Source organism: Streptomyces griseus subsp. griseus, assembly GCF_003610995.1.
Lineage (GTDB): Bacteria > Actinomycetota > Actinomycetes > Streptomycetales > Streptomycetaceae > Streptomyces.
The window spans coordinates 1,166,009-1,190,320 of sequence record NZ_CP032543.1; the positions used below are offsets into that span (position 1 = coordinate 1,166,009).

Consider the following 24,312-nt stretch of genomic DNA (forward strand, 5'->3'; position numbering starts at 1 on the left):
AGCCGGGCCGCTCCACGACGGCCCGGAGACCACCTCCGTGACGCCTGGCGCGTGTCCGCACGCGAGCTCCCGGGTGCGCCCGCGCGCACCCGGGCGCATCGTGGGGTAACGATCGCGTCGCGCACCGAGTCCTCGGCCACAGAACCCTTGACGCTTCCTTCACTCGAGGGAAACACTGCCGTTCAACGGTCGGCATTGTCGAACGCTTAACGGCAATACGCGTTAGGGTGGGACAGTGCCAAGGGCCGGTCAAGCCCTCACAGGTGGGCTGCCCACGGATTGTGGATACCCACCTGGGGCGTGGAACACCAAGGGACCGGTGTTCCGCTCCCCCTGGACTAAGGACAAAGGAGTCGCGGGTGTCCAGCTCCGACATTTTCATCGGCGAGACCATCGGTACCGCCATACTCATCCTGCTCGGCGGCGGTGTGGTCGCCGCCGTCACGCTGAAGCGCTCGAAGGCCCGGAACGCGGGCTGGCTGGCCATCACCTTCGGGTGGGGTTTCGCCGTGCTGACCGGCGCCTACCTGGCCGGCGGCGTCTCGGGCGCCCACCTCAACCCCGCCGTCACCCTCGGCCTCGCCATCCAGGGCGGCACGCCGTGGGGCGATGTGCCCCTCTACCTGGGCTCGCAGCTGCTCGGCGCGATGATCGGCGCCGTCCTGGTCTACGCGGTGTACTACGGGCAGTTCCACGCCCACCTGACCGACCCCGAGATCGTCGGCACCAAGTCCGCCGAAGAGGGCATGGTCGACCAGGTCTCCGCCCCCAAGGCCGGACCGGTGCTCGGCATCTTCTCCACCGGACCGGAGATCCGCAACGGTGTGCAGAACGTCGTCACCGAGGTCATCGCCACCATGGTGCTGGTCCTGGCGATCCTGACCCAGGGCCTGAACAACGAGGGAAACGGTCTCGGCACGCTCGGCGCCCTGATCACCGCCCTGGTCGTCGTCGGTATCGGCCTCTCGCTCGGCGGGCCGACGGGCTACGCCATCAACCCGGTCCGCGACCTCGGCCCGCGCATCGTGCACGCGGTGCTGCCGCTGCCGAACAAGGGTGGTTCCGACTGGGGCTACGCGTGGGTACCCATCGTGGGTCCGCTCATCGGCGGCGCCCTCGCCGGTGGGCTCTACAACCTGGCCTTCGCCTAGCCCACGCGGGTATCAGCGCCGTAACCCCTCTCATCCACCGACTTCCGGGAGCACACCGTGACCGACGCACACACCACCGGCACCCACGGCACCGGCCCGTTCATCGCGGCCATCGACCAGGGCACCACCTCCAGCCGCTGCATCGTCTTCGACAAGGACGGCCGGATCGTCTCCGTCGACCAGAAGGAGCACGAGCAGATCTTCCCGAAGCCGGGTTGGGTCGAGCACGACGCGACCGAGATCTGGGAGAACGTACAGGAGGTCGTCGCCGGGGCCATCGTCAAGGCCGGCATCACCTCCGCCGACGTCAAGGCGATCGGCATCACCAACCAGCGCGAGACCACCCTCCTGTGGGACAAGAACACCGGTGAGCCGGTGCACAACGCGCTGGTCTGGCAGGACACCCGTACCGACGCGCTCTGCAAGGAGCTCGGCCGCAACGTGGGCCAGGACCGCTTCCGCCGCGAGACCGGGCTGCCGCTCGCCTCGTACTTCGCCGGACCCAAGGTCCGCTGGCTCCTCGACAACGTCGAGGGGCTGCGCGAGCGCGCCGAGGCCGGCGACATCCTCTTCGGCACCATGGACTCCTGGGTCATCTGGAACCTGACCGGCGGCACCGACGGCGGCGTCCACGTCACCGACGTCACCAACGCCTCGCGCACCCTTCTGATGAACCTGCACCGGATGGAGTGGGACGAGAAGATCCTCTCCTCCATCGGCATCCCGGCCGCGGTCCTCCCCGAGATCCGCTCCTCCGCCGAGGTGTACGGCCACGCCAAGGGCGGCATCCTCGACGGCGTGCCCGTCGCCTCCGCGCTGGGTGACCAGCAGGCGGCCCTGTTCGGCCAGACCTGCTTCGCCGAGGGCGAGGCCAAGTCCACGTACGGCACCGGCACCTTCATGCTGATGAACACCGGCGGCACCCCGGTGAACTCGTACAACGGGCTGCTCACCACCGTCGGCTACCAGATCGGCGACAAGCCCCCGGTGTACGCCCTGGAGGGCTCCATCGCGGTCACCGGTTCGCTGGTGCAGTGGATGCGCGACCAGATGGGCCTGATCAAGTCGGCCGCCGAGATCGAGACGCTGGCCTCCTCGGTCGAGGACAACGGCGGCGCCTACTTCGTGCCCGCCTTCTCCGGACTGTTCGCCCCCTACTGGCGTCCCGACGCCCGGGGTGTGATCACCGGTCTCACCCGTTACGTCACCAAGGCGCACATCGCCCGTGCCGTCCTGGAGGCCACCGCCTGGCAGACCCGCGAGATCAGCGACGCCATGACGAAGGACTCCGGGGTCGAGCTGACCGCGCTCAAGGTCGACGGCGGTATGACCTCCAACAACCTGCTGATGCAGACGCTCGCCGACTTCCTGGACGCGCCGGTGGTGCGCCCCATGGTCGCCGAGACCACCTGCCTCGGCGCCGCCTACGCCGCCGGCCTGGCCGTCGGCTTCTGGCCGGACACCGACGCGCTGCGCGCCAACTGGCGCCGGGCCGCCGAGTGGACCCCCCGTATGGACGCGGACACCCGTGCCCGCGAGTACAAGAGCTGGCTCAAGGCCGTCGAACGGACCATGGGCTGGGTCGAGGACGAAGAAAGCTGACGAGGAGCATTCACCATGACCACCCTGCAGAGCGTTCCCGCCCTCGGAACGCACCCGGCCTCCGGCTCCCTGCCGAGCCGCGCCGAAACCCGGGAGCAGCTGTCCCGGGCGACGTACGACCTCCTGGTCATCGGCGGCGGCATCCTGGGCATCTCCACCGCCTGGCATGCCGCGCAGTCCGGGCTGCGGGTGGCTCTGGTGGACGCCGGTGACTTCGCCGGCGCCACCTCATCCGCCTCCTCCAAGCTGCTCCACGGCGGTCTGCGCTACCTCCAGACCGGCGCGGTCAAGCTGGTGGCGGAGAACCACTTCGAGCGCCGCGCGGTCTCCCGCGAGGTGGCCCCGCACCTGGCCAACCCGCTCACCTTCTACCTGCCCGTCTACAAGGGCGGCCCGCACGGCGCGGCCAAGCTCGGCGCGGGCGTCTTCGCCTACTCCGCGCTCTCCGCGTTCGGCGACGGCGTTGGCCACGTCATCTCCCCGGCCAAGGCGTCGCGCGACGTCCCGGAGCTGCGCACCGACAACCTGAAGGCCGTCGCGGTCTACGGCGACGACCAGATGAACGACGCCAGGATGGCGCTGATGACGGTCCGCGCGGCCGTCGACGCGGGCGCGGTCGTCCTCAACCACGCGGCCGTCACGGGCCTGCGCTTCACCCGGGGCCGGGTCACCGGCGCCGAGCTGAAGGACAGCGTCGACGGTACGGAGTTCGGCGTCACCGCCCGCCTCGTGCTCAACGCGACCGGCCCGTGGGTCGACCACCTCCGGAAGATGGAGGACCCGAACGCGGCCCCCTCCATCCGTCTCTCCAAGGGCGCCCACCTGGTCCTCAAGCGGACCCGTCCGTGGCGGGCGGCGCTGGCCACCCCGATCGACAAGTACCGGATCACGTTCGCCCTGCCGTGGGAGGACATGCTGCTCCTCGGCACGACGGACGAGGAGTACGAGGGCGACCCGGCGGACGTCGCGGTGACCGAGGCGGACACCGCGCAGATCCTCGACGAGGCGGCCTTCTCGATCAAGGACCAGCAGCTCTCGCGCGATCTGATCACCTACTCCTTCGCCGGTCTGCGCGTGCTTCCGGGCGGTCCCGGCGACACCTCCAAGGCCAAGCGCGAGACGGTCGTCACGGAGGGCCGCGGCGGGATGCTGTCGGTCGCGGGCGGCAAGTGGACGACGTTCCGCCACATCGGCCGTACGGTCATGAACAAGCTGGCCGCCCTGCCCGGGCACCCGCTGGCCGAGGACATGGAGCCGATGAACCGGCTGCCGAAGAAGCTGCCGCTGCCCGGGATCGCCAACCCGAACGCGGTCGCGCACCGGCTGCTCATCGACGGCCCCGCCCCCGGCCCGCGCATGGCGCCGGACACCGCCCGCCACCTGGCCACGCACTACGGTTCGCTCGCCTTCGACATCGCGCGCCTGGCCAACGAGAGCCCGGAGCTGGCCGAGCGCGTCCACCCGGACGCCCCGGAGATCTGGGCGCAGGTCGCCTACGCCCGCGACCACGAGTGGGCCGAGACGGCGGACGACGTGCTGCGCCGCCGGACCACGCTGACGATCCGGGGCCTGGCGACGGACGAGGTCCGCGACGGCGTCGAGAAGCTGCTGGCCGACCGCGACTGATCCACCCGGGGGCGGCGTCCCCGCAGGGTACGCCGCCCCCGGCACGCGCCACACTCCTGCCACACGCGCGCAATGTGCCGCGAGGAGAGTGGAGGTCATGAGATTCTCGGTGCTCTCCCTGATCGGCCATGACCGCCACCCGCTGACCGGCGAACTCCCTTCCCCCGCCGACCGGTTCGAGGAAGTGATCGCCACCGCGTCGGTGGCGGAGGAACTCGGCTTCGACTCCTACTCGGTCGGCGAGCGGCACGCCGGGGCGTTCCTCTCCTCCAGCCCGAGCGTGGTGCTCGGCGCGATCGCGGCCGGTACGACCACGATCCGGCTGCTCACCGGGGTGACCGTGGTCGCGATCCTCGACCCGGTCCGGGTGGCGGAGGACTTCGCGACCCTCGACCAGATATCCCGGGGCCGGATCGAACTGGTCGTCGGGAAGGGCGCCGAGGCGGGCCATTTCGACCTCTTCGGTCTCGACGAGGAGCGGCAGTGGGACCTCCAGAGGGAGAAGTACGAGCTGCTGCGCCGCCTCTGGACCGAGGAAGGCGTCGACTGGGAGGGCGAGTTCCGTCCGCCGCTGAAGAACGTGACGACCGTGCCGCGTCCGTACGACGGTCTCCCGCGCGTCTGGCACGGCTCGGCCACCAGCCTCAACTCCCCCGAGCTGGCGGCGGTCCATGGGGACCCGCTCTTCACCGCCAACGCCATCCAGCCCCGCGAGGCGTACGCGAAGCTCATCGCGCACTACCGGGAGCGGTTCGAGGCGTACGGGCACGATCCGGCGGACGCCAGGGTGGCGGCGGGCTCCGGCGGACTGCTCATCGCGGACAGCTCGCAGGCGGCCGTGGGGCAGTACAAGGAGCTGTACGAGGCGCGGGTGCGGCAGTCGTTCAAGCCGCACCTGGCGGGCAAGGCCGGCTACAATACCCCGTTCCGCACCATCGAGGACGCGATCGAGGGCGGCCCGCAGCTGATCGGCTCCCCGCAGCAGATCATCGACAAGATCCTCGGGTGGCACACGGTCTACCGCCACGACCTCCAGTCGATCACCGTGGACGGCTTCGGGCTGAGCCGGCCGGAGCAGCTGGAGACACTCCAGCGGTTCGCGGAGGAGATCGCGCCGGTGGTCCGGCGGGAGGCGCCTTCCACGCTCTGGCAGTGAGGGCGGATCCGGGCTGATGCACTGTTCGGCCCGATGATCCACTCCTGCTGGCAAGGTTCACCCGGCCGTGCAAACGGGCTGCGGTCCGAGGGTCCCGAAGCCGTAAGGTTGCTCCGTACGTATGGAGACTTCGGAAGGAGGCCCGGGTGATCGAGCTCGAGTCGGTGCCCGAGCTGATCGACCCGGTCATGGTGGCCGCGTTCGAAGGCTGGAACGACGCCGGTGACGCCGCCTCCACAGCGGTGAGCCACCTGGACCGGGAGTGGAAGGGCGAGGTGTTCGCGGCGCTGGACGCCGAGGACTACTACGACTTCCAGGTCAACCGCCCCACGGTGTGGCTGGAGAACGGGGTACGGAAGGTCACCTGGCCGACGACCCGTCTCTCGGTCGTGCGCGTCGGCGGGGAGAAGCCCCGGGACCTCGTCCTGGTGCGCGGGATCGAACCGTCGATGCGCTGGCGCTCGTTCTGCAACGAGATCCTCGGCTTCGCCCATGAGCTGGGCGTCGAAATGGTCGTCATCCTGGGCGCGTTGCTCGGTGACACCCCGCACACCCGGCCGGTGCCGGTGAGCGGGGTCACCTCCGACGCGGATCTGGCGCGGACGATGGACCTGGAGGAGACCCGGTACGAGGGTCCGACGGGCATCGTCGGCATCCTCCAGGAGGCGTGCACCCATGCCGGGGTGCCGGCGGTGAGCCTGTGGGCGGCGGTGCCGCACTATGTGTCGCAGCCGCCGAACCCCAAGGCGACGCTGGCCCTGCTGAACCGGCTGGAGGACCTGATCGGGCTGCGCATCCCGCTGGGCGAGCTGCCGGAGGACGCGCGGGCCTGGCAGCTCGGCGTGGACCAGCTGGCGGCGGAGGACAGCGAGGTCGCGGAGTACGTCCAGACGCTGGAAGAGGCGCGGGACACCGCGGAGCTGCCCGAGGCGTCCGGCGAGGCCATCGCCCGGGAGTTCGAGCGGTATCTGCGGCGCCGGGACGGCGGGCCGGGTCCCGGCGGCCATGCGACGGAGAGCGGGGACTCGGCGTATCTGCGGGACCCCGCCGGCGGCCGCACCCGGCCGCCGAAGCCGCCCCGCCCGGAGGCCGGACCGGGCCAGGGTCAGCCGGGTCAGGGCCAGTCAGGTCAGGGTCCGGGGAAGAAGCCCGAGGACAAGGGCCCTGACGAGGCGTCCGGGGAGAGTCCCGACGAGGAGTGACGGGCGGGAGGAGGGGGTGTTGTACGGGATGGCTTCCCGTACAACACCCCCTCCGGCGTTCCGGGGCTCAGGCGCAGTGGAACTTCGCCGCCGCCCAGTCGCCGTGGTCCCCCGTCCTGGACCCGTCGGTGTCGGTGACCTTCAGGCGAACCTGCCGTACGCCGTCGAGTCTCACGTCCACCGGCACGGTCGCCGAGGCTCCGGTCAGCTTCGGTGAGGTCCACAGCACCCTGCCGTCACCCTCCACCGAGAACGCGACCTCTCCATAGCCGTCGATCTCGTCGTCGATTCCCACGTCGGCGGTGAACGATGTGCAGCGGCCGCCGAGGTGGATCGCGATGTCGGAGTCGGCGTGGGTGCCGATGCCCTTCTCGTACGTGGTGCCCGCGAGCGTCAGCGTCCGCCCGTCGTTCGCGCCCGACTCCCCGTTGGAGCGGTCGCGTTCGGCCGGCCCGTAGCCGTTGGTCTCGGAGAGCCAGACCAGGTCGCTCGCCCAGGCCTGGCCGGTGGGCGGCGGTGGCAGAACGGAGAGGGCGAGCCGCTGTTCGCTCGTGCGGGCGTCCCCGGCGGCCCGGTAGCGGGCGAGGGCGGTGAGCCGGGTCTCGCGTACCTCCGCGTCCTTCGCCGGGGTCACCTCCACCGCGACCCGGCGGGTGGCGCCCGCCGGGATCCGGCCCGGGACCTTCGCCGTGGCGCTCTTCCAGCCCGCGGGGACCTGGAGGGTGACCGCGGCGTCCGTCAGGTCGGCGCTGCCCGCGGTGATGTCGACCTGGACCTGGCCGGGCGTTCCCGCTCCGGCCTCCTGGCCCGTGGGGGCGGAGAGCACAGCTGACGCGGAAGCCTTCTTGCCGCCGACCGCGCTGGCGCCGCTCAGCTTGACGGTGAACTTCTTGTCGGTGCGCAGGGGTGCGGTCTTGATGTGCACCACACCGCCGCGGTCGTCCCGGTCGTAGAACCAGCCCTGCTGTGCGGCCTTGTAGGCGGCCTCGGAGGTCAGCCGGGGCAGGGTCCGGTCCAGCGTGACCGAGCGGGGCTCGGAGCCGGTGTGCACGGTGAACTCGTAGGGGCGCCTGGCCTGTTTGCCGGTGAAGCTGCCCCGGCTCTCGTTGATGGTGACGGAGACATCGCCCGGCCCGCGCACGGGGGCGCGGACATCGGCGCGCTGGGTGGCGTACCTGCCGTCCCGGTGCTGCCGGGTGACGCCGTCGTCCTCGTACAGGGTGAAGGAGCTGGTGCCCTGCGGGTAGATGTCCCAGGCCAGCGGGGAGTCGGCGGTGCGATCGCGGTACGAGCGGATGCCGGGCCACATCGGGACCGCCGCGCCCGCCTTCACGAAGAGCGGCAGGGTGTCGAGGGGTGCGCTGTAGGAGCCGATGGTGGTGGGGCCCTGGTAGGTGCGGCCGCTCCAGTAGTCGATCCAGGTGCCCTTGGGGAGGTAGATGTCCCGGCGTTCGGTGGTGTCCTGGTAGACGGGTGCCACCAGGAAGTGCTCGCCGGAGAGGAACTCGTACTTCGCGGCCTCCGTCGCCGCCTTCGGGTCGTCGGGGTATTCGAGGACCAGTGGTCGGACCATACCGACACCGGTCTCCGTCGCCTCGTGGGCGTAGCTGTACTGGTAGGGCAGCAGCGACTCCTTGAGTTTGAGGTAGTCGCGGTTGATGGAGGTGTACGGCTCCCCGTGGCGGAAGGGCTGCTTGTCCATGGGGGCCCAGCCGTCCATGGTCATCGTCGTACCGAGGAACATCTTCCATTGAAGGTCACGCGTGTACGTCTTGGCGCTGCCGCCGAAGATGCCGTCGATGTCACCGGTGGTGTAGGCGAGTCCGGACATCGTGGCGCCCGCGTAGGTGGGGATCTGCCAGCGGATGTACTCCCAGGTGCCGGACTGGTCGCCGGACCACTGCACCCCGCAGCGCTGTGCGCCCGCCCAGCTCTCGGGGGCCCAGGTGAAGCCCCGGGCGTCGCTGTTGTCCTCGATGCCCTGGTAGGCGTCCTTGCAGCCGTCGAGGGCGAACTTGTAGCCCTCCCCGACCCACGCGACGTCCAGCTTGGCGACGCGCTGTCCGGCCTTGACCTGGGCGGCGAGGTTCTCGATGCCGTCCTCGGTCCAGAGGCCGAGCTGCATCTTGCGGTCCTTCAGTCCCCGGGCCGTCTCCTCCAGGTCCTCGTAGCCGCAGCCGTAGCCGTCGTTGACGAGCATCCAGCCGTTCGGCATGTCGTGTTCGACGTAGCCGTCGGCGATCTTCAGCGCGTCCAGGGTGCGGCGCTCGCCCCGGTTGGCGTTGTGGAGGTAGCAGTCGGCGTCGCCCACCTCCATGCCGTAGACCGGTGGGAGGAAGGGCTTCCCGGTGAGGTCGGTGTACTGACCGATGACGTCCTTGGCACCGTCGCCGGCGAAGTAGTAGGCGTCGAAGCGCTGTTCCTTCGCGCTGGTCGTCACCGGGTCGGTGAACGCGTAGGTGTTGGGCGCGTAGGTGTTGCGGAAGACGCCGTACCCGGCCGTCGAGAGGTAGAAGGGTACGGAGTTGGGGTGGCCGCCGTCGTTCCAGTTGTCATCGACGGCGGCCTCGACGGTCTTGTCGCGGTGGGAGGTGTTGCCCCGGCCGTTCTGCATCCCGGCGCCGTAGAACTGCTCCCCGGCGCCCCGGGCCAGCGTCTGGACGGTGGTGTCGCCGGTCCAGCTCAGCCCTTTCGCCTCGGACCAGATTCGGCTGCCGTCGGCCCGGTGGAGCGCGAAGCGCAGCGGCTTCTTGTAGGCCCGCAGGGTGACCTCGTCGGTCGACAGCTCGTAGCGGTCGCCGCGGTCCTTCCAGCGGGTGCGGGGCGCCTTGCCCCGCGGCAGGACGATGTCGTCGCCCGTGGGGTCGGTGAAGTCGCCGTCGGGGGCGAGTTCGATGCGGAAGGTCTCCTCGGAGACGAAGCTGACGCGGGCCTCGGCGGGCCCGGCGCTCAGCCGGTACACGGCCCCCTGGGCACGGAACCCGGTCACGTCACCGACCGTGGTGGCCTCCGGCGCGGCCTGCTCGGCACGGGCGTTGCCGGGCCCGGCGAGGGCGGCGAACAGCCCGAGCGCCACAGCAACTGCCGCCGCTCTGATGCGCGTTGTTGATTGCATAGGAAGCTTTTAGCGCAACTTCGAGCATGTGACTACGGACAAAAGGGGACCGGCCCCGAACTTCGTAGAGAAGTCCGAGGCCGGTCCGGGTGGTCGGAGCGGGCGGCGGCGGGCCGTCCTCCGTGCTACAGCGCGACCCCCAGCAGGGCGTCGACGGTACGGGAGACGAGGCCGGGCGCCCCCTCGTCCGTACCGCCCTCCGCACTCTGGAGCTCGGCCCACCGGTCCACGGCGGCCAGCGCCGAGGGCGTGTCCAGGTCGTCCGCGAGGGCCTCGCGGACCTCCTCGACCAGGGCGTCGGCCGACCGCCCGTCGGGGCGCGAGACCGCGGCGCGCCAGCGGGCGAGGCGCTCCACGGCGTCGGCGAGGACCTGGTCGGTCCACTCCCAGTCGGCGCGGTAGTGGTGGGAGAGCAGGGCGAGGCGGATGGCCGCCGGGTCCACGCCCTCGCGGCGCAGCGCCGAGACGAAGACGAGGTTGCCCTTGGACTTGGACATCTTCTCGCCGTCGAGACCGACCATGCCGGCGTGGACGTACGCCTTGGCGAACGGGTACTCGCCGGTCAGCGCCTGGGCGTGCGAGGCACCCATCTCGTGGTGCGGGAAGGCGAGGTCGGAGCCGCCGCCCTGGATGTCGAAGCCCATCCCGAGGTGGTCCAGCGCGATCGCGACGCATTCGATGTGCCAGCCCGGGCGGCCTTCACCCAGGGAGGCCCCGTCCCAGCTCGGCTCGCCCGGGCGGGCGGCCATCCAGAGCATCGGGTCGAGGGGGTTCTTCTTGCCGGGGCGCTCGGGGTCGCCGCCACGCTCGGCGGAGAGCAGGCGCATCGCCGCCGCGTCGAGGCCGGAGACCTCGCCGAAGTGCGGGTCGGCGTCGACGGAGAAGTAGACGTCGCCTTCGAGGTCGTAGGCGGCGCCCGCCTCCCGCAGCCGTTCGACGAGGGGCACGATGCCCGGTATGGCCTCGACCGCTCCGATGTAGTGCTGCGGGGGCAGCATCCGCAGGGCGGTCATGTCCTCGCGGAAGAGTGCCGTCTCGCGCTCCGCGAGCTCGGTCCAGTCCTGACCGTCGCGCACGGCCCGCTCCAGGAGCGGATCGTCCACGTCGGTCACGTTCTGGACGTAGTGAACCTGCCGCTTGGTGTCGAGCCACACGCGCTGAACGAGGTCGAACGCGTTGTAGGTCGCCGCATGACCCATGTGGGTCGCGTCGTACGGCGTGATGCCGCAGACGTAGATGCGGGCGACGGGACCGGGGTCAAGGGTGATCCGTCCGCCGGTCGCGGTGTCGTGGATCCGAAGGTCGCGGCCCTTGCCAGGCAGGGCGGGGACCTCAGAAGCGGGCCAGGCATGCATGTCATGAGCGTAACCGGACGATGCTTCCGGATACGAACCGGATCCGGATTCCTGTCCGAAGAGACACTCTTGCGGTAAACCTTCGAGAGGCTGTACGGCCAGGACGTTCACCGAGGCTTGCCGGGGTCCGCTACACCGGCGGCCACGGGATCGGCGGCCACTGGCCGCCCGGTTTCGGGTGCACCCCGCCGTCGCGCAGCCCCGCCACCCGCGCCCGCAGGGCCTCCAGCTCGGCCGCCGTGACGAGTTGGGCCATCCGGGTGGCCAGGGGCTTCCCCGCCGCCAGCTCCGAGGCGAGCCGTTCGAGGACCAGCAGCGCCTCCTCGGTGAGCGGCTCGCCGGCCCAGCCCCACAGGAGGGTGCGCAGCTTGTCGTCCGCGTTGAAGGTGACCCCGTGGTCGATGCCGTACAGCAGCCCGCCGGGGGCCGGCAGCAGATGGCCGCCCTTGCGGTCACCGTTGTTGATCACCGCGTCCAGCACCGCGAGCCGCCGCAGCCGGGGGTCGTCCGCGTGCACCAGCAGCGCGGTCCTGCCCTCCCCCACGTCGGCGAAGCCCACGGCCTTCCAGCCCTCGCCCGGCTCGTCGTCCTCGACGAGGGCCAGCAGCTCGGGCGGCTCCTCACCGGGTCCGGGCCCGTCGATCCAGAGCTGGCACATACCCTCGCCGTACGGCCCGTCCCGCAGCACGGTGGGCGGCACCAGGCCCCACCCGGTCGCCCGGGAGACCTCGTACGCGGCCACCTCCCGCTGCGCGAGCGTCCCGTCCGGGAAGTCCCACAGCGGCTGCTCGCCCGCGACCGGCTTGTAGGCGCAGGTGAGCTCCTCGCCCTCGTGCGCGACCGTGCAGTGCAGCACCGCGTTGGAGGCCCCGCCGACCTGCCCGAGCACGGTGAGTGTGCCCTCGGTGAGCAGGGTGAGCAGCTCGGTCTCCGTCAGGCTCCGCGACGGTATCCGTTCTGGCGCGGGCATACGTGTCCTTCCGGATCGAGCGGCAGGCTGCACAGCGGGCACGGCGGGCGGCCTGCGTTGACGACGTCCAGGGCGCGCTTGGCGAACGCCCGGGCCTGGGCGCCGTCGAGCCGGACCCGGAGCATCGGCGGGCCGTTCTCCTCGTCCTGGAGAAGCTTCTCCTCGGCCTCCGCGAGGTCGTCCTCGGAGTCCGCGTCGAGCTCGACGAGGGCCTGCGCCTCGACGATCATGCGCTGCTCGTCGCCGTCCCAGGCCAGGGCCATGGTGCCGACCCGGAACTCCTCCTCGACGGGGACGTCCAGGGGGGCGGTGTCGGTGACGTCGGTGGGAGCGACGGCGGGCACCGGCGAGCTGCCCCCGGTACGCCGGACGACCTCGTCCAGCAGTTCGTCGATCCGCTCGGCCAGGGCGGCCACCTGGGTCTTCTCCAGGGCGACGCTGGTGACCCGCCCCTTGGAGGAGGCCTGGAGGAAAAACGTACGGCGGCCAGGCAACCCGACCGTACCGGCCACGAATCGGTCCGGTGGGTCGTAGAGGAACACCTGACGGGACACGTCCTGTCTCCCTTGAGAATCGTTGGGGGTGGATAGCGGCGCTACGGCGCGTCCACCCTACTGCCAGCGGAGATCACGGCGCGCCCCCGCCGCCCCCGACCGCCGCGTCCGACGTGGTGTCACCCGCACCGGACGGCGCGGCGTCCGCTCCGACGGACTGTTCGCGCGGCGCCAGCGGGGTGAGATCGCCCGTGTCGCCGACCCGCAGGAGGAAGGGGCGCAGCCGGGTGTAGCGGATCGCGGTGACCGAGCAGGGGTCCACATGGATGCGCTGGAAGAGGTCCAGGTGCATGCCGAGGGCGTCGGCGACGAGGGACTTGATGATGTCGCCGTGCGAGCACATGACGTACGTGGCGTCCTCACCGTGCTCCGCCTCGACACGGTCGTTCCAGTCCCGTACGGCGTCGACGGCGCGGGCCTGCATGGCGCGCATCGACTCGCCGCCGGGGAAGGCCGCGGCGGACGGGTGCTGCTGGACGACGGACATCAGCGGTTCGTCGGAGAGCTCGGCGAGCTTGCGGCCCGACCAGTCGCCGTAGTCGCACTCGCTGATCCGCTCCTCGGGGTGCACGGGCAGCCCGGGCCGGGCGTCGATCAGCGGCTGCAGCGTCTGGCGGCAGCGCTCCAGGGGGCTGGTGACAGCGGCGACGAGGGAGAGCGCGGACAGCCGCGCCGGCAGGGCGGCGGCCTGCTCGGTGCCGCGCTCGTCGAGGAGGACCCCGGGGGTGCGGCCCGCGAGCACTCCGGCGGTGTTGGCGGTGGAGCGTCCGTGGCGTACGAGGATCAGCGTGGGCATACCCGTCAGCCTAGATGTCTCACGGGCGCGGGTGCGAGGACGGCTGCCACGGGGCAGGAGGCTGCGGTGAGCCGACCCCGCCCACCTTGTACGTTGTGGTCCTCAACCTCCCAAGGATGCCGAAATGATCGTGGACTGTGCCATCTATGAGGACGGCCGCCGGACCGATGGGCCCGACGACATCCCCGCCGCCCTCGACCGGGCGCGAAAATCCGACGACGCGTTCCTCTGGCTCGGTCTGCACGAGCCGGCCGAGCAGGAGTTCGACCTGGTACGCCACGAGTTCGGGCTGCACCCGCTCGCGGTCGAGGACGCGCTGCGCGCGCATCAGCGCCCCAAGCTGGAGGTCTACGACGACTCCCTGTTCGCGGTGCTGAAGCCGGTCGCCTACGAGTCGAAGAGCGACACGGTGAGCGCGGACGAGCTGATGATCTTCATCGGGGACTCGTTCGTGGTGACGGTCCGGCACGGTGACAGCGCCCCGCTGGCGGATGTGCGCAGCCGCCTTGAGGCGGACCCGCAGATACTGGCGCACGGGCCGACCGCGGTGCTGTACGCGATCAGCGACGCGGTGGTGGACCACTACATCGAGGTGGCCGGTGAGCTCCAGGTGGACCTGGAGGAGCTGGAGACCGAGGTCTTCGCCCCGAGCGGGACCGGCGACTCCTCGAACACGGCGGCGAGCATCTACACCTTCAAGCGGCAGGTCCTGGAGTTCCGCCGGGCCACCGGCCCGCTGACGGCACCGATGACCCGGCTCGCGGCGGCCGGGGTGCCGTTCGTCCACCAGGAGGCGCAGCCCTTCTTCCGTGACGTCGCCGACCATCTGACGCGGGTCAACGAGCAGGTGGAGGGGCTGGACCGGCTGCTGTCGGACATCCTCTCGGCCCATCTCGCGCAGATGGGGGTGCGGCAGAACGACGACATGCGCAAGATCTCGGCGTGGGCGGCGATGGCCGCCGTCCCGACGATGGTGGCGGGCATCTACGGCATGAACTTCGACCACATGCCGGAGCTGGCGTGGGTGTGGGCGTACCCGGCCGTCGTCGCGTTCATGGCCCTGGTGGTGTTCGGACTCCACCGCCAGTTCAAGCGGCGCGGGTGGCTGTGAGGTTCACACGCGACCCCTGAGATGACGCGCGGCCCTCATGGGGCACGCGTCACCCTGAAGGGCACGCATCGCTTTGAAGGTCACGCGTCACCCTGGTGGTGGCGCGTCGTCCTGGTGGTGGCGCGTCGTCCTGAAGCTCACGCATGCTCGTACAGGCTTACGCGTACTCCGGTTCCGGTACGGCGCGGCCGCCCAGGGCGTCGCGCCGCTGGGGCATCTCCAGGCTCACCATGCGCCGCCAGCCGACCAGCCGCTCGTACGCGTACACCGCGTGGATCCCGGCGGCCAGCGCGGCGGCCTTGGGGCGCGGCCAGCCCAGCAGCCGTCCCATGTGGTCCATCACCGCGAGGCTGACGTCGCGGTAGACCCGGATCTCCGCCAGGGCGCACTCGCGCATGATCCGCTGGATGGTGCGGCCGTGGCCCTCCCGGGCGAGCCGCAGCAGCTCCTCGTGGCAGTACGCGAGGTGGTTGTCCTCGTCGTCGGAGATCATCCGCACCGCACGGCCGATGTCGGGGCGGTCGGCGAAGTAGCGGCGCAGCAGCCGCATCTGCTCGGAGGCGCGCTGCTCGGTGATCCTGCTGTGGGCCAGGTAGGTGATGATGTCGCGCTCGGTGAGCCGCTCCTCGCCGCGCAGCCGGGAGTGGGCCAGGCCGATGCCCTGCTGCTCCAGGAGCATCGTGTAGTCGGTCTCCGGCGGGATGTCGGCCGGTCGCAGCCCGCGCTTCTTCAGGAGGGCGTTGAAGATCCGGCCGTGCTTGTCCTCGTCGGCGCCGTGCCGCACGATCCTCGGGGCCAGGGCGCGGCGGCTCTCGGGGACCAGGGCGGCGATCCGGGCGTTCTCCCAGCCGCCCTGGGACTCCCCGCTGGCGGCGATGGAGCAGAAGAGCCGGTAGGCCTCGTCGTCGTCCAGGATCTCCTGGAAAAGGCTGCGGGCTGAGAGCATGACGGCCACCTCCGTACCGGTCCCCGCGAGGCGGACGCCACGGGGCAGTAGTGCGCAGAGCAGCAGTCAAATGTGCCGGGGAGCAGTCGGCAACCGGAGCAACGGCGGTGAGGGTAAGGGGACCGCCGCGCCGCCCGGCGTAACCCTGGGGCGTACGGCGCGTTGTTCCGGGTGACGGCCGTGGCGGGGAAGACCCCCGAGCCCCCACCACGGCCGTAGTGCTGCCCGCGGGCGTTACGCGAGTCCGGAGCGCTCCAAGGCGTCCGTGCCGGCGCGCAGGGCGGTGAGCCGCTCCTCCAGGGTGAAGCCGGCGGGGGCGAGGTTGAGCGTGGTGACCCCGGCGGCGGCGTACGCCTGCATCCGCTCGGCGATCCTCTCGACGGGGCCGAGCAGCGTGGTCTGGTCGATCAGCTGGTGCGGAACGGCGGCGGCCGCCCCGGCCTTGTCCCCGTCCAGGTACTTGTCCTGGATCTCGGCGGCCTCCTTCTCGTACCCCATGCGCTGCGCGAGCTGGTTGTAGAAGTTCTGCTTCCGGCTGCCCATGCCGCCGACGTACAGGGCGGTGTACGGGCGGAACATGTCGGCGAGGCCCTTGACGTCGTCGCCGATGGCGAGCGGCAGCGTCGGGGAGACGTCGAAGCCCTCCATGGTCTTCCCGGCCTTCTCGCGGCCCGCGCGCAGATAGGTGAGCGCGGTCTCCTCCAGGTGCTCGGCGGAGGGGAAGATCAGCAGGGCGCCGTCGGCGATCTCGCCCGTCTGTTCCAGGTTCTTGGGGCCGATCGCGGCGATGTAGAGCGGGATGTGCTCGCGCTCCGGGTGGACGGTCAGCTTGATCGGCTTGCCGGGGCCGCCGGGCAGCGGCAGCGTCCAGTGCTGCCCCTCGTAGGAGAGGCGCTCGCGGGTCATCGCCTTGCGGACGATCTCGACGTACTCGCGGGTGCGGGCCAGCGGCTTGTCGAACTTGACGCCGTACCAGCCCTCGGAGACCTGCGGGCCCGAGACGCCGAGGCCGAGCCGGAAGCGGCCGCCGGAGAGCGAGTCCAGGGTGGCGGCGGTCATCGCGGTCATCGCGGGCTGGCGGGCCGGGATCTGCATGATCGCGGAGCCGACGTCGATGGATTCTGTCTGGGCCGCGACCCAGGTCAGCACGGTCGGCGCGTCCGAGCCGTAGGCCTCGGCCGCCCAGCAGACGTCGTAGCCGAGCCGGTCGGCCTCCTGGGCGACGGCGAGGTTGTCGCCGTCCATGCCCGCGCCCCAGTAACCGAGATTGATGCCGAGCCGCATAGCCGCTCCCCTTACTGATCAGTAACGTCCCTTCCTGGGGACTCTAGCGCGGGTGGCGGCGATCCGGCAGGCCCCCGCGACCTCCCGTTGTCCACAGGCCTGCACCCCGTGGGGCCTTGGCCAGTAATCTCAGCGCCCATGGAGCAGAGGCATCTCGGCCGCACCGGCCTACGCGTGTCCCGGATCGGGCTCGGCACCCTCACCTGGGGCCGGGACACGGACGAGCACGACGCCGCCGACCAGCTCAAGGCCTTCTGGGACGCGGGCGGCACCCTGGTGGACACCGCCGATGTGTACGGGGACGGGGAGGCGGAATACCTGCTCGGGCGGCTCGTCGGCAGCCTGGTGCCGCGCGAGGATCTGGTCGTCGCCACCAAGGCGGGCAACGTCCCCGACCCCTACCGCCGCGTCAACGGTTCGCGCGGGCATCTGCTGGCCGCCCTGGACGCCTCGCTGGAGCGGCTCGGCACGGACTACGTGGACCTGTGGCAGGTCCACGCCTTCGACCCGGAGACCCCGCTGGAGGAGACGCTCCAGGCGGTGGACCTGGCCGTCTCCTCCGGCCGCGTCCGGTACGCGGGCGTGTCGAACTTCTGCGGCTGGCAGCTGGCCAAGGCCGCCACCTGGCAGCTCGCCGCGCCCGGGGTGCGCACGAGGCTGGCCAGTACGCAGATGGAGTACTCGCTGCTCCAGCGGGGCATCGAGAGGGAGGTGCTGCCCGCCGCGCTGGACCTCGGGATCGGGCTGCTGCCCTCCTCGCCGCTGGGGCGTGGCGTGCTGACCGGCAAATACCGCCAGGGCACCCCGTCCGACTCCCGGGGCGCCTCCGAGCGGCTCGCCCCGTTCGTGGAGCCGTATCTGGACGACGCGGCGGCCCGGATCACCGACGCGGTGGCGACGGCGGCCGACGGGCTTGCGACGAGCCCCCTCCAGGTGGCGCTGGCCTGGGTGCGGGACCGGCCCGGGGTGGCCGCCCCGATCGTCGGAGCGCGCAACGCCGGGCAGCTCGCGGAGGCTTTGTCAGTGGAGGCGCTTAGTCTTCCCTACGAGATCTGCCAGGCGCTCGACGATGTGTCGGCGCCCGTGCACCGCTATCCCGACCAGGACTGGAGCACGCTGTGACTGCGCTTCCCGGGGAGACCCCCGGCACCGTCGGCACGGACACACCGGAGGGCGCCGAGCCCCCGGCCGCCGCCGACGCCGAAGGCCCCGCGCACACCGAAGCGCCCGACGCCGGGCCTCAGGAGACCGGGGCCGCCGGCGCCGGGCTCGCGGAGGCCGGGGAGCCGGTGGACTCCGGGCAGCCCGCAGCGGACACCTCCGACGCGGAGGTCTCTGCGGAGGACCCGCCGGCCGGTGACGCACCCGCCGGTGACACGTCCACCGGCGGGGAGGGCGACGCGCCGGTCGCCGCCGCGCTCTCCGAGGCGCAGGCCGAGCTGGCCGCCCAGCGTGAGCTGCGCGAGAAGATCGCGAAGCGCAAGGCCGAGAAGGAGGGCCCCGTCGCCGCCGGTGCGAGGCTGAGCGGCACCGCCGCCGACCTGCTCGCGGCGGTACGGGCTGTGGAGAGCGGCGAGAAGGCGGGCACGGAGTTCTTCGACTCCCCCGCCGCCGCACCCGCGCCCCGCCGCCCCGCCCCGGCCCCCTCCGGGCAGTCCCAGCGCCCCGCTCCGGCCGCCGCCGCACCCGCCGTGGACCGGGCAGCCCCGCCCGAGGCCGTGGACGCGGTGCGGGCGGTCCTCACCGAGGGCGGCGTCCCCGAGGCCTTGGCCCGCCCCGCCACCGGGACCCTGGGCGAGCAGGCCGCCGGGCTGCTCCGCGCCGACCCCTGGCAGCTGCTGGCGGTGCCGGGCGTGCGGCCCGAGCAGGCGGACGGCTTCGCCCGGGCCCTGCTGGGCTCCGCGTGCGGCCCGGACGACGAGCGCCGCACGGCGGCCCTGGTCGGCTGGCTGCTGGAGCGGGCCGCCCTCCAGGGCCACACGGCGCTGGACGCCGAGGCGGTCCGGGCCGCGCTCGCCGAGCGTGCGGTGAGCGACCCGGAGGAGGCCGTGCGCCACGCCGTGGAGGAGGGTGCCGCCCTGGTCTTCCAGGAGGGCGCGGAGGCCGGGTTCGACGGAGAGGCCGAGGCCCCGGCGGAGGACGAGGAGCCCGAGACCCCGGAGCCGGTCCAGGTGCTGCTGGGGCTGGACCGCTACGCACTGGCCGAGGAGAGCCTCGCCGACGGCCTGGCCCGCCTCATGAACGCCTGCGAGAAGGGCGCTGACTGGGCGGAGGCGGCGGCCGCCGCACCCTCCCCCTCGGCCGCCGAGCTGATCCGTACGGCGGCCACCGCCGGGCTCGTCGCGCACAGCGGCGGCGAGGCGGCCCGGGCCGAGCCCGCCGCCCTGATCGCGGCAGCCCAGGGCATGGGGCTGCGGGCCCTGGGCGCCACCCACAGCGAGGACGGCCGCCGCCGGCTGACGGACGCGGTCGGTGCCCCGGACGCTGCGGTCACCCTGGCCGGGCTGCTCTCCGGCACCGAGGGGCCCGGCCGCGACGAGGACGGGGCGCTCGCCCTGGACCTGCTGGTCGTGCTGGACGCCCCGCAGCTGGACGTGGAGGGCGCGGCCGTCCTGGTCGAGGCCTTGGCGGACGGCGTGCGGCTGGTGCTGAGCGGTGACCCCGGTGTGCTGGGTTCGGCGGGCGCCGGGCGGGTCTTCGCCGATGTGCTGGCCGCACGGGCGTGCCCGCAGGTCGTCTCCCGTACGCCGGATCCCGGCCCGATCGGCGAGCTGGTCTCGGGCATCGGTATCGGGGAGCTGACCCAGGTGCATGCACCCGGCAAGGAGGTCGTGATCGTCCCGGTCCGCGATGCGGGCGAGGCGGTCCACCGCACGGTGCAGCTGGTCGCCGACTCGGTGCCCCGGGCCTTCTCCATCCCCGCCACGGAGACCCAGGTCATCACGGTGGGCCATGGCGGGGCGGCCGGGACCCGGGTGCTGAACGAGGCCCTCAAGCAGCGGCTCAACCCGGGGCCGGGCCGGTTCGGCGGGTTCGACCCGGGCGACCGCGTGATCCATGTCCCCGCACCCGGTCGTGCGGTGCCCGGCGTTGTGCGCTCGGCCGACGCCGAGGGGCTGCATCTGGACTGCGGCGGCGTCCCCGTCGTCGTACCGCAGGAGCGGGTGGAGTCGGCGGTGCGGCACGGCTGGGCGCTCAGTGCCCATCAGGCGGCCGGGATGCGCTGGCCCGCCGCGGTGGTGGTGCTGCCGGGCGACGCGGCGGCGGGGCTGAGCCGGCCGTGGGTGTACACCGCGTTCGGCCGGGGCGAGCGGCATCTGTCCGTGGTGCACGGGGTGGACCAGGCGCTTCCGCACGCGGTGGCGCAGGTTCCGGCCCAGGAGCGGACGACCCGGCTGCGGCCGCTCCTCGAAGCGCTCCCGACGCCCGACGCCGCTTCCTGAGCGACACAGGGCAGTGGGCCCCGGCGCGGCGCGCCGGGGCCCACTGCCCTGTCAGGCGCGGCCGGCCGCCGGCTCGTCGAGTTCGTCGTCCAGCTCCTCCTCGTCGAAGACGGCGCTGACGTCGAAGCGGCACACCACCAGCTCGGGGTCGGCGTCCTCGAACGGGGCGCCGAGCCACTCCCCGGGCTCGGGGAGCGCCTCCGCTGCCGAGACCCAGAGGGTGGAGTCCCCCTCCTCCAGGCCGAACTCCTTGTGCCGGGAGGCGATCTCGTCCGGTTCGTACTCCCCGAAGAGCACACCGAGCGCGGCATGGACGCTGGTGCCGACCACCGGGGCCGTGGCACCGGCCGCGCCGGGTCCGGCGTCGATGCCGGCGAGGCGCTGGGCCTGGGCGAGCAGCCGCGGGGGCTCCGCGACCGCGTAGTCGCGCCGGATCAGCACGCTCAGCGCGCTGGGCTCGGCGGGTCCGGCGTAGGGCGGCAGGGAGTCGTCCGCGCCGGGGATCTCGAAGGGGGTGACCTCGTCGTGGCGGTCGTAGAGGAGTTCGTCGTAGACCTCGGCCGCAGCGGCCAGTGAGTTGAACGCTTCGTAGACGGCGGGGTCGTCGTCCCCGGTACGGCGTTCGACCGCGTCGAGGTGACGGTCGATCGCGGCTTTGACCGCCTCGGCGGCGGCGCGTACCTCGGCAGCGGTGGGCTGCGCAGCATCAGACATAGTGCAGACGCTATCCGTACCGGGGCTCTGCCCGCACAATAGATGCGATGCCGGAATACGAATTTGTCGACGTGTACGTGCCGCGCGGGGTCTCCCGCAAGGAAGCGGCCCGACTGCTGACCGACCACGCCGAGTACGGACACTGGGAGCTGGACCGCCTGACGCTGCGCCGCGACGGCAGCCGCAGGGTGCGGCTGCGCCGACGGATCATCCGTCAGCTACGCGCCACCTGGTGACAGGGATACGCGCCACCTCATGACAGGGAACGGGCCCCGCCGGCGCGGGGCCCGTCCGTGTTGCGTCCTGCTGTGCTGCCCGGTGTGCGCGCCCGGATCAGGCGGCGCTGCGGGAGCGGCGGTAGAGCACCGATCCCATCCCGGCGAGCAGCAGTCCGGCGCTGGCCGGGATGAGCATCTCCATGCCCCCCGCACCGGTGTGCGCGAGCTGCTCCTCCGGCCCGGGCGGGGTCACGGGGACGTTCGGCTCGGGCGGCTGGTTGGCCGGCGGCTCGACCGGCGGGACGACCGGCTTCTCCGGGGTGACCGGGGGCTTCTCCGGCTCCTCCGGCGGCGGGGGCGGCGGCTCGGCGTCGTTGGAGCAGCTGTTGCCGAAGGTCGGGTTCAGCAGCCCGATCACCGAGACGCTGTTGCCGCAGACGTTCACGGGGACGCTGACCGGCGCCTGGATCGCGTTGCCGGAGAGGATGCCGGGCGAGCCCTGGGCGACCCCCTCCGCGCCCGCGCCGCCGGCCCGGTGACGGCCCGTGCCGGGCTCGCCGTGCCGGTCCGTCGCGGTGGTGTTCCCCGCCTGCGCCCCGTTGCCGGACTGCGCCCCGTCGGAGGAGCCGCCGCCGATACGGTTCTGCGCTCCGGAGCCCTGGCCGGACGCCGCCGACCCGTTCTCACAGTCGTTGCCGAAGGTCGGGTTGATGAGACCGCCGACGGTGACCGAGTTGCCGCAGACGTTGACCGGGATGTCGATCGGGACCGAGACCGAGTTACCGGACAGCACGCCCGGCGATCCGGTGGCCGCGGAGGCCGCTCCGGCGTCGGCGTGAGCATAGCCGCCGCTGAGCGCGAGGACCCCGCCCGCCGCCGCCATGGTGATCAGGCCTTTACGAGTGACCTGTCGCATAGGTTCGTTTCCTGCCTTCTGCCTTCCGAAAAACCCCCGGACATGACCGTGCGGGAGCCGAATGCCGAACGGTCCCGGAGTGCATGGCACGCACTCCGGGACCGACCGAGCTCAAGCCCTTACGGGCTGACGCACAACGTCACGCGTTGACGCAGGTGTTGCCGAAGGCGGGGTTCAGCAGCCCGATCACGGAGACCGTGTTGCCGCACAGGTTGATCGGCACGTGGACCGGGACCTGGACGACGTTGCCGGAGAGCACGCCGGGGCTGCCGATGGCCGCACCCTGGGCGCCCGCGTCGGCGGCAGCCATGCCCGCACCCGCGAGAACGAGGCCACCGGTGGCAGCCGCAACTGCGACGACCTTCTTGATCATGATTCCTCCTAGTTGGAAAGCGCGGTCCCAGCCGCGGACCGCAAACCTTGTAACGAGGAGGGCAGGGCGGGGCTACGCGTGAACGCCGCGTTTCACCCTTTCGGTCACGTACGCACAGGCGGTCGAATTACGTACCCGACCGGTCGGCGGTTCGTGCGGGCCCGGTCAGCAGTTGTCGATGAACCGGTCGAGCACCCGCACGCCGAACTGCAGACCGTCGACCGGAACGCGCTCGTCCACGCCGTGGAACATCCCGGCGAAGTCCAGCTCCGGCGGCAGCTTCAGCGGGGCGAAGCCGAAGCCCCGGATGCCCAGGTCGTCGAAGGACTTGGCGTCGGTGCCGGCCGAGAGCATGTACGGCACGGCCCGGGCGATCGGGTCCTCGGCGACCAGCGCGGTCTGCATGGCGTCCACCAGAGCGCCGTCGAACGTGGTCTCCAGCGCCTTGTCGGCGTGCACGTCCTCGCGCTTCACGTGGGGGCCCAGGATCCGGTCCAGGTCGGCGAGGAACTCCTCCTCGTACCCCGGCAGGTAACGGCCGTCGACGTGGGCGGTGGCCTGGCCCGGGATGACGTTGACCTTGTAGCCCGCGCCGAGCTGGGTGGGGTTGGCGGTGTTCTGGAGGGAGGCCCCGATCAGCTTGGAGATGCCGCCGAGCTTGGCGAGCGTCTCGTCCATGTTCTCCGGGTCCAGCTCGGTGCCGAGCGCGTCGGAGAGCTCGTCCAGGAAGTGCCGCAGCGTCTTGGTGACACGCACCGGGAACTTGTGCCGCCCCAGCCGCCCCACCGCCTCGGACAGCTCCGTGATGGCGTTGTCCTTGTGGATCATCGAACCGTGCCCGGCGGTGCCGTCCACGGTGAGCTTCATCCAGTGCATGCCCTTCTGGGCCGTCTCCACCAGGTAGAGGCGCAGGTTCTCGTTGACGGTGAACGAGAAGCCGCCGACCTCGCTGATCGCCTCGTTGACGCCCTCGAAGAGCCCCGGGTGGTGGTCGACGAGGTAGCGGGCCCCGTATGTACCGCCCGCCTCCTCGTCCGCGAGGAAGGCCAGCACGATGTCGCGCGGGGGCTTGCGGCCGGTGCGCATCCGTTCCCGTACGACCGCGAGGGTCATCGCGTCCATGTCCTTCATGTCGACCGCGCCCCGGCCCCAGACGCAGCCGTCCGCGATCTCCCCGGAGAACGGGTCGTGCGTCCAGTCCGCCGCGTTGGCAGGGACGACATCGGTGTGCCCGTGGATGAGCAGGGCGGGCCGGGAGGGGTCCTCCCCCTCGATCCGGGCGACGGTGGAAGCACGGCCCTTGTGCGACTCGAAGATCTGCGGCTCCAGACCCACCTCGGCGAGCTTCTCCGCGACGTACTCGGCGGCGAGCCGCTCACCGGGGCCGGAGTGGTCGCCGTAGTTGCTGGTGTCGATCCGGATCAGGTCACGACAGAGGTCCACGACCTCCCTCTCGGCGTTGCCGCCGCCGACGGTGCTGCCCGTGCTGCTCTCGCTCACGCTGCTTCCTTCCGCTGTCGCTGTGGTGCTCCCCTCCATCCTCCCGCGCCCACGGCCCACACCCAAGGCCGTGCACCCCCCGTCACGCACCGTTCACAGCCATCGGGGCGTGATCGAGCACCCTCGAATGTTTGCTATGGTTTTCCACGTCGGAACGGGCGAGGGCCCGCGAGACAGACACCTTGTCCGGGTGGCGGAATGGCAGACGCGCTAGCTTGAGGTGCTAGTGCCCTTTATCGGGCGTGGGGGTTCAAGTCCCCCCTCGGACACCAGCAGGAGC

At 71.7% G+C, this 24,312-nt stretch carries 20 protein-coding genes and 1 tRNA gene; 10 read left to right on the top strand and 11 right to left on the bottom strand.

The features are described 5' to 3' along the window. The first annotated feature begins 359 nt into the window (after positions 1-359). From D6270_RS05400 to D6270_RS05420, 5 genes are all read left to right on the top strand, one after another. Positions 360-1,151, top strand: a complete 792-nt coding sequence (locus tag D6270_RS05400) for an MIP/aquaporin family protein (RefSeq protein ID WP_109166491.1) — start codon at positions 360-362, stop codon at positions 1,149-1,151. Between the two features lie 57 nt (positions 1,152-1,208). Further along, positions 1,209-2,753, top strand: a complete 1,545-nt coding sequence (glpK, locus tag D6270_RS05405) for a glycerol kinase GlpK (RefSeq protein WP_109166490.1) — start codon at positions 1,209-1,211, stop codon at positions 2,751-2,753. A 15-nt stretch (positions 2,754-2,768) separates the two neighbouring features. Beyond that, positions 2,769-4,379, top strand: coding sequence for a glycerol-3-phosphate dehydrogenase/oxidase (locus D6270_RS05410; protein WP_109166489.1), 1,611 nt, complete (start codon positions 2,769-2,771; stop codon positions 4,377-4,379). Between the two features lie 97 nt (positions 4,380-4,476). After that, entirely contained in the window at positions 4,477-5,535 is a 1,059-nt protein-coding gene (locus D6270_RS05415) for an LLM class flavin-dependent oxidoreductase (RefSeq protein ID WP_109166488.1), read from the top strand. Between the two features lie 146 nt (positions 5,536-5,681). Further along, a complete protein-coding gene (locus D6270_RS05420; RefSeq protein WP_109166487.1) occupies positions 5,682-6,737 on the top strand; it encodes a PAC2 family protein in 1,056 nt (351 codons plus the stop codon). A 67-nt stretch (positions 6,738-6,804) separates the two neighbouring features. Here D6270_RS05420 and D6270_RS05425 read toward each other — a convergent pair whose 3' ends face one another. The 5 genes from D6270_RS05425 to D6270_RS05445 form a co-directional block, all read right to left on the bottom strand. Beyond that, positions 6,805-9,852, bottom strand: coding sequence for an NPCBM/NEW2 domain-containing protein (locus tag D6270_RS05425; protein WP_109166486.1), 3,048 nt, complete (start codon positions 9,850-9,852; stop codon positions 6,805-6,807). A gap of 125 nt (positions 9,853-9,977) precedes the next feature. Continuing rightward, positions 9,978-11,207: a cysteine--1-D-myo-inosityl 2-amino-2-deoxy-alpha-D-glucopyranoside ligase gene (gene mshC, locus D6270_RS05430; protein WP_109166485.1), complete on the bottom strand. Its 1,230-nt coding sequence runs from the start codon at positions 11,205-11,207 to the stop codon at positions 9,978-9,980. 130 nt (positions 11,208-11,337) lie between these two features. Continuing rightward, the gene (locus D6270_RS05435) at positions 11,338-12,177 is read right to left on the bottom strand and encodes an SCO1664 family protein (RefSeq protein ID WP_109166484.1); all 840 of its coding nucleotides are present in this window, start codon (positions 12,175-12,177) and stop codon (positions 11,338-11,340) included. After that, positions 12,141-12,731 carry a DUF3090 domain-containing protein gene (locus D6270_RS05440; RefSeq protein WP_109166483.1) on the bottom strand — a complete coding sequence of 197 codons (591 nt, stop codon included), beginning with the start codon at positions 12,729-12,731 and terminating at the stop codon, positions 12,141-12,143. Before D6270_RS05440 ends, D6270_RS05435 begins: the two co-directional genes overlap by 37 nt. Positions 12,732-12,804: 73 nt before the next feature. Further along, a complete protein-coding gene (locus tag D6270_RS05445; RefSeq protein ID WP_109166482.1) occupies positions 12,805-13,527 on the bottom strand; it encodes a histidine phosphatase family protein in 723 nt (240 codons plus the stop codon). Positions 13,528-13,651: 124 nt separating this feature from the next. On the opposite strand from D6270_RS05445, the gene corA reads away from it, so the two are divergent. Next, on the top strand, positions 13,652-14,638 hold the full coding sequence (gene corA, locus D6270_RS05450; protein WP_109166481.1) for a magnesium/cobalt transporter CorA: 987 nt from the start codon (positions 13,652-13,654) through the stop codon (positions 14,636-14,638). A gap of 157 nt (positions 14,639-14,795) precedes the next feature. Here the strand turns inward: corA and D6270_RS05455 are convergent, their stop codons facing one another. Both D6270_RS05455 and D6270_RS05460 read right to left on the bottom strand, forming a co-directional pair. Beyond that, a complete protein-coding gene (locus D6270_RS05455) occupies positions 14,796-15,584 on the bottom strand; it encodes a hypothetical protein (RefSeq protein WP_109166480.1) in 789 nt (262 codons plus the stop codon). A 234-nt stretch (positions 15,585-15,818) separates the two neighbouring features. Continuing rightward, complete coding sequence (locus tag D6270_RS05460; RefSeq protein ID WP_109166479.1) at positions 15,819-16,868, bottom strand: LLM class F420-dependent oxidoreductase; 1,050 nt, start codon at positions 16,866-16,868, stop codon at positions 15,819-15,821. Between the two features lie 138 nt (positions 16,869-17,006). On the opposite strand from D6270_RS05460, the gene D6270_RS05465 reads away from it, so the two are divergent. Then, positions 17,007-17,990: an aldo/keto reductase gene (locus D6270_RS05465; RefSeq protein ID WP_109166478.1), complete on the top strand. Its 984-nt coding sequence runs from the start codon at positions 17,007-17,009 to the stop codon at positions 17,988-17,990. Next, positions 17,987-20,311 carry a helix-hairpin-helix domain-containing protein gene (locus tag D6270_RS05470; RefSeq protein ID WP_109166477.1) on the top strand — a complete coding sequence of 775 codons (2,325 nt, stop codon included), beginning with the start codon at positions 17,987-17,989 and terminating at the stop codon, positions 20,309-20,311. The genes D6270_RS05465 and D6270_RS05470 overlap by 4 nt, the downstream gene beginning before the upstream one ends. Positions 20,312-20,362: 51 nt before the next feature. On the opposite strand, the gene D6270_RS05475 is transcribed toward D6270_RS05470, so the two are convergent. Further along, positions 20,363-21,025 carry a hypothetical protein gene (locus D6270_RS05475; protein ID WP_109166476.1) on the bottom strand — a complete coding sequence of 221 codons (663 nt, stop codon included), beginning with the start codon at positions 21,023-21,025 and terminating at the stop codon, positions 20,363-20,365. Between the two features lie 47 nt (positions 21,026-21,072). On the opposite strand from D6270_RS05475, the gene D6270_RS05480 reads away from it, so the two are divergent. Continuing rightward, positions 21,073-21,261, top strand: coding sequence for a DUF5703 family protein (locus D6270_RS05480; protein WP_003970138.1), 189 nt, complete (start codon positions 21,073-21,075; stop codon positions 21,259-21,261). A gap of 97 nt (positions 21,262-21,358) precedes the next feature. Here the strand turns inward: D6270_RS05480 and D6270_RS33780 are convergent, their stop codons facing one another. From D6270_RS33780 to D6270_RS05495, 3 genes are all read right to left on the bottom strand, one after another. Then, on the bottom strand, positions 21,359-22,159 hold the full coding sequence (locus D6270_RS33780) for a chaplin (RefSeq protein ID WP_109166475.1): 801 nt from the start codon (positions 22,157-22,159) through the stop codon (positions 21,359-21,361). 139 nt (positions 22,160-22,298) lie between these two features. Further along, positions 22,299-22,532, bottom strand: a complete 234-nt coding sequence (gene chpH, locus D6270_RS05490) for a chaplin ChpH (protein WP_109166474.1) — start codon at positions 22,530-22,532, stop codon at positions 22,299-22,301. A 165-nt stretch (positions 22,533-22,697) separates the two neighbouring features. Then, positions 22,698-24,032, bottom strand: a complete 1,335-nt coding sequence (locus D6270_RS05495; protein WP_109166473.1) for a M20/M25/M40 family metallo-hydrolase — start codon at positions 24,030-24,032, stop codon at positions 22,698-22,700. A 184-nt stretch (positions 24,033-24,216) separates the two neighbouring features. Here D6270_RS05495 and D6270_RS05500 point away from each other — a divergent pair. Further along, positions 24,217-24,304: transfer RNA gene (locus tag D6270_RS05500), tRNA-Leu, on the top strand. Positions 24,305-24,312 lie beyond the last annotated feature (8 nt).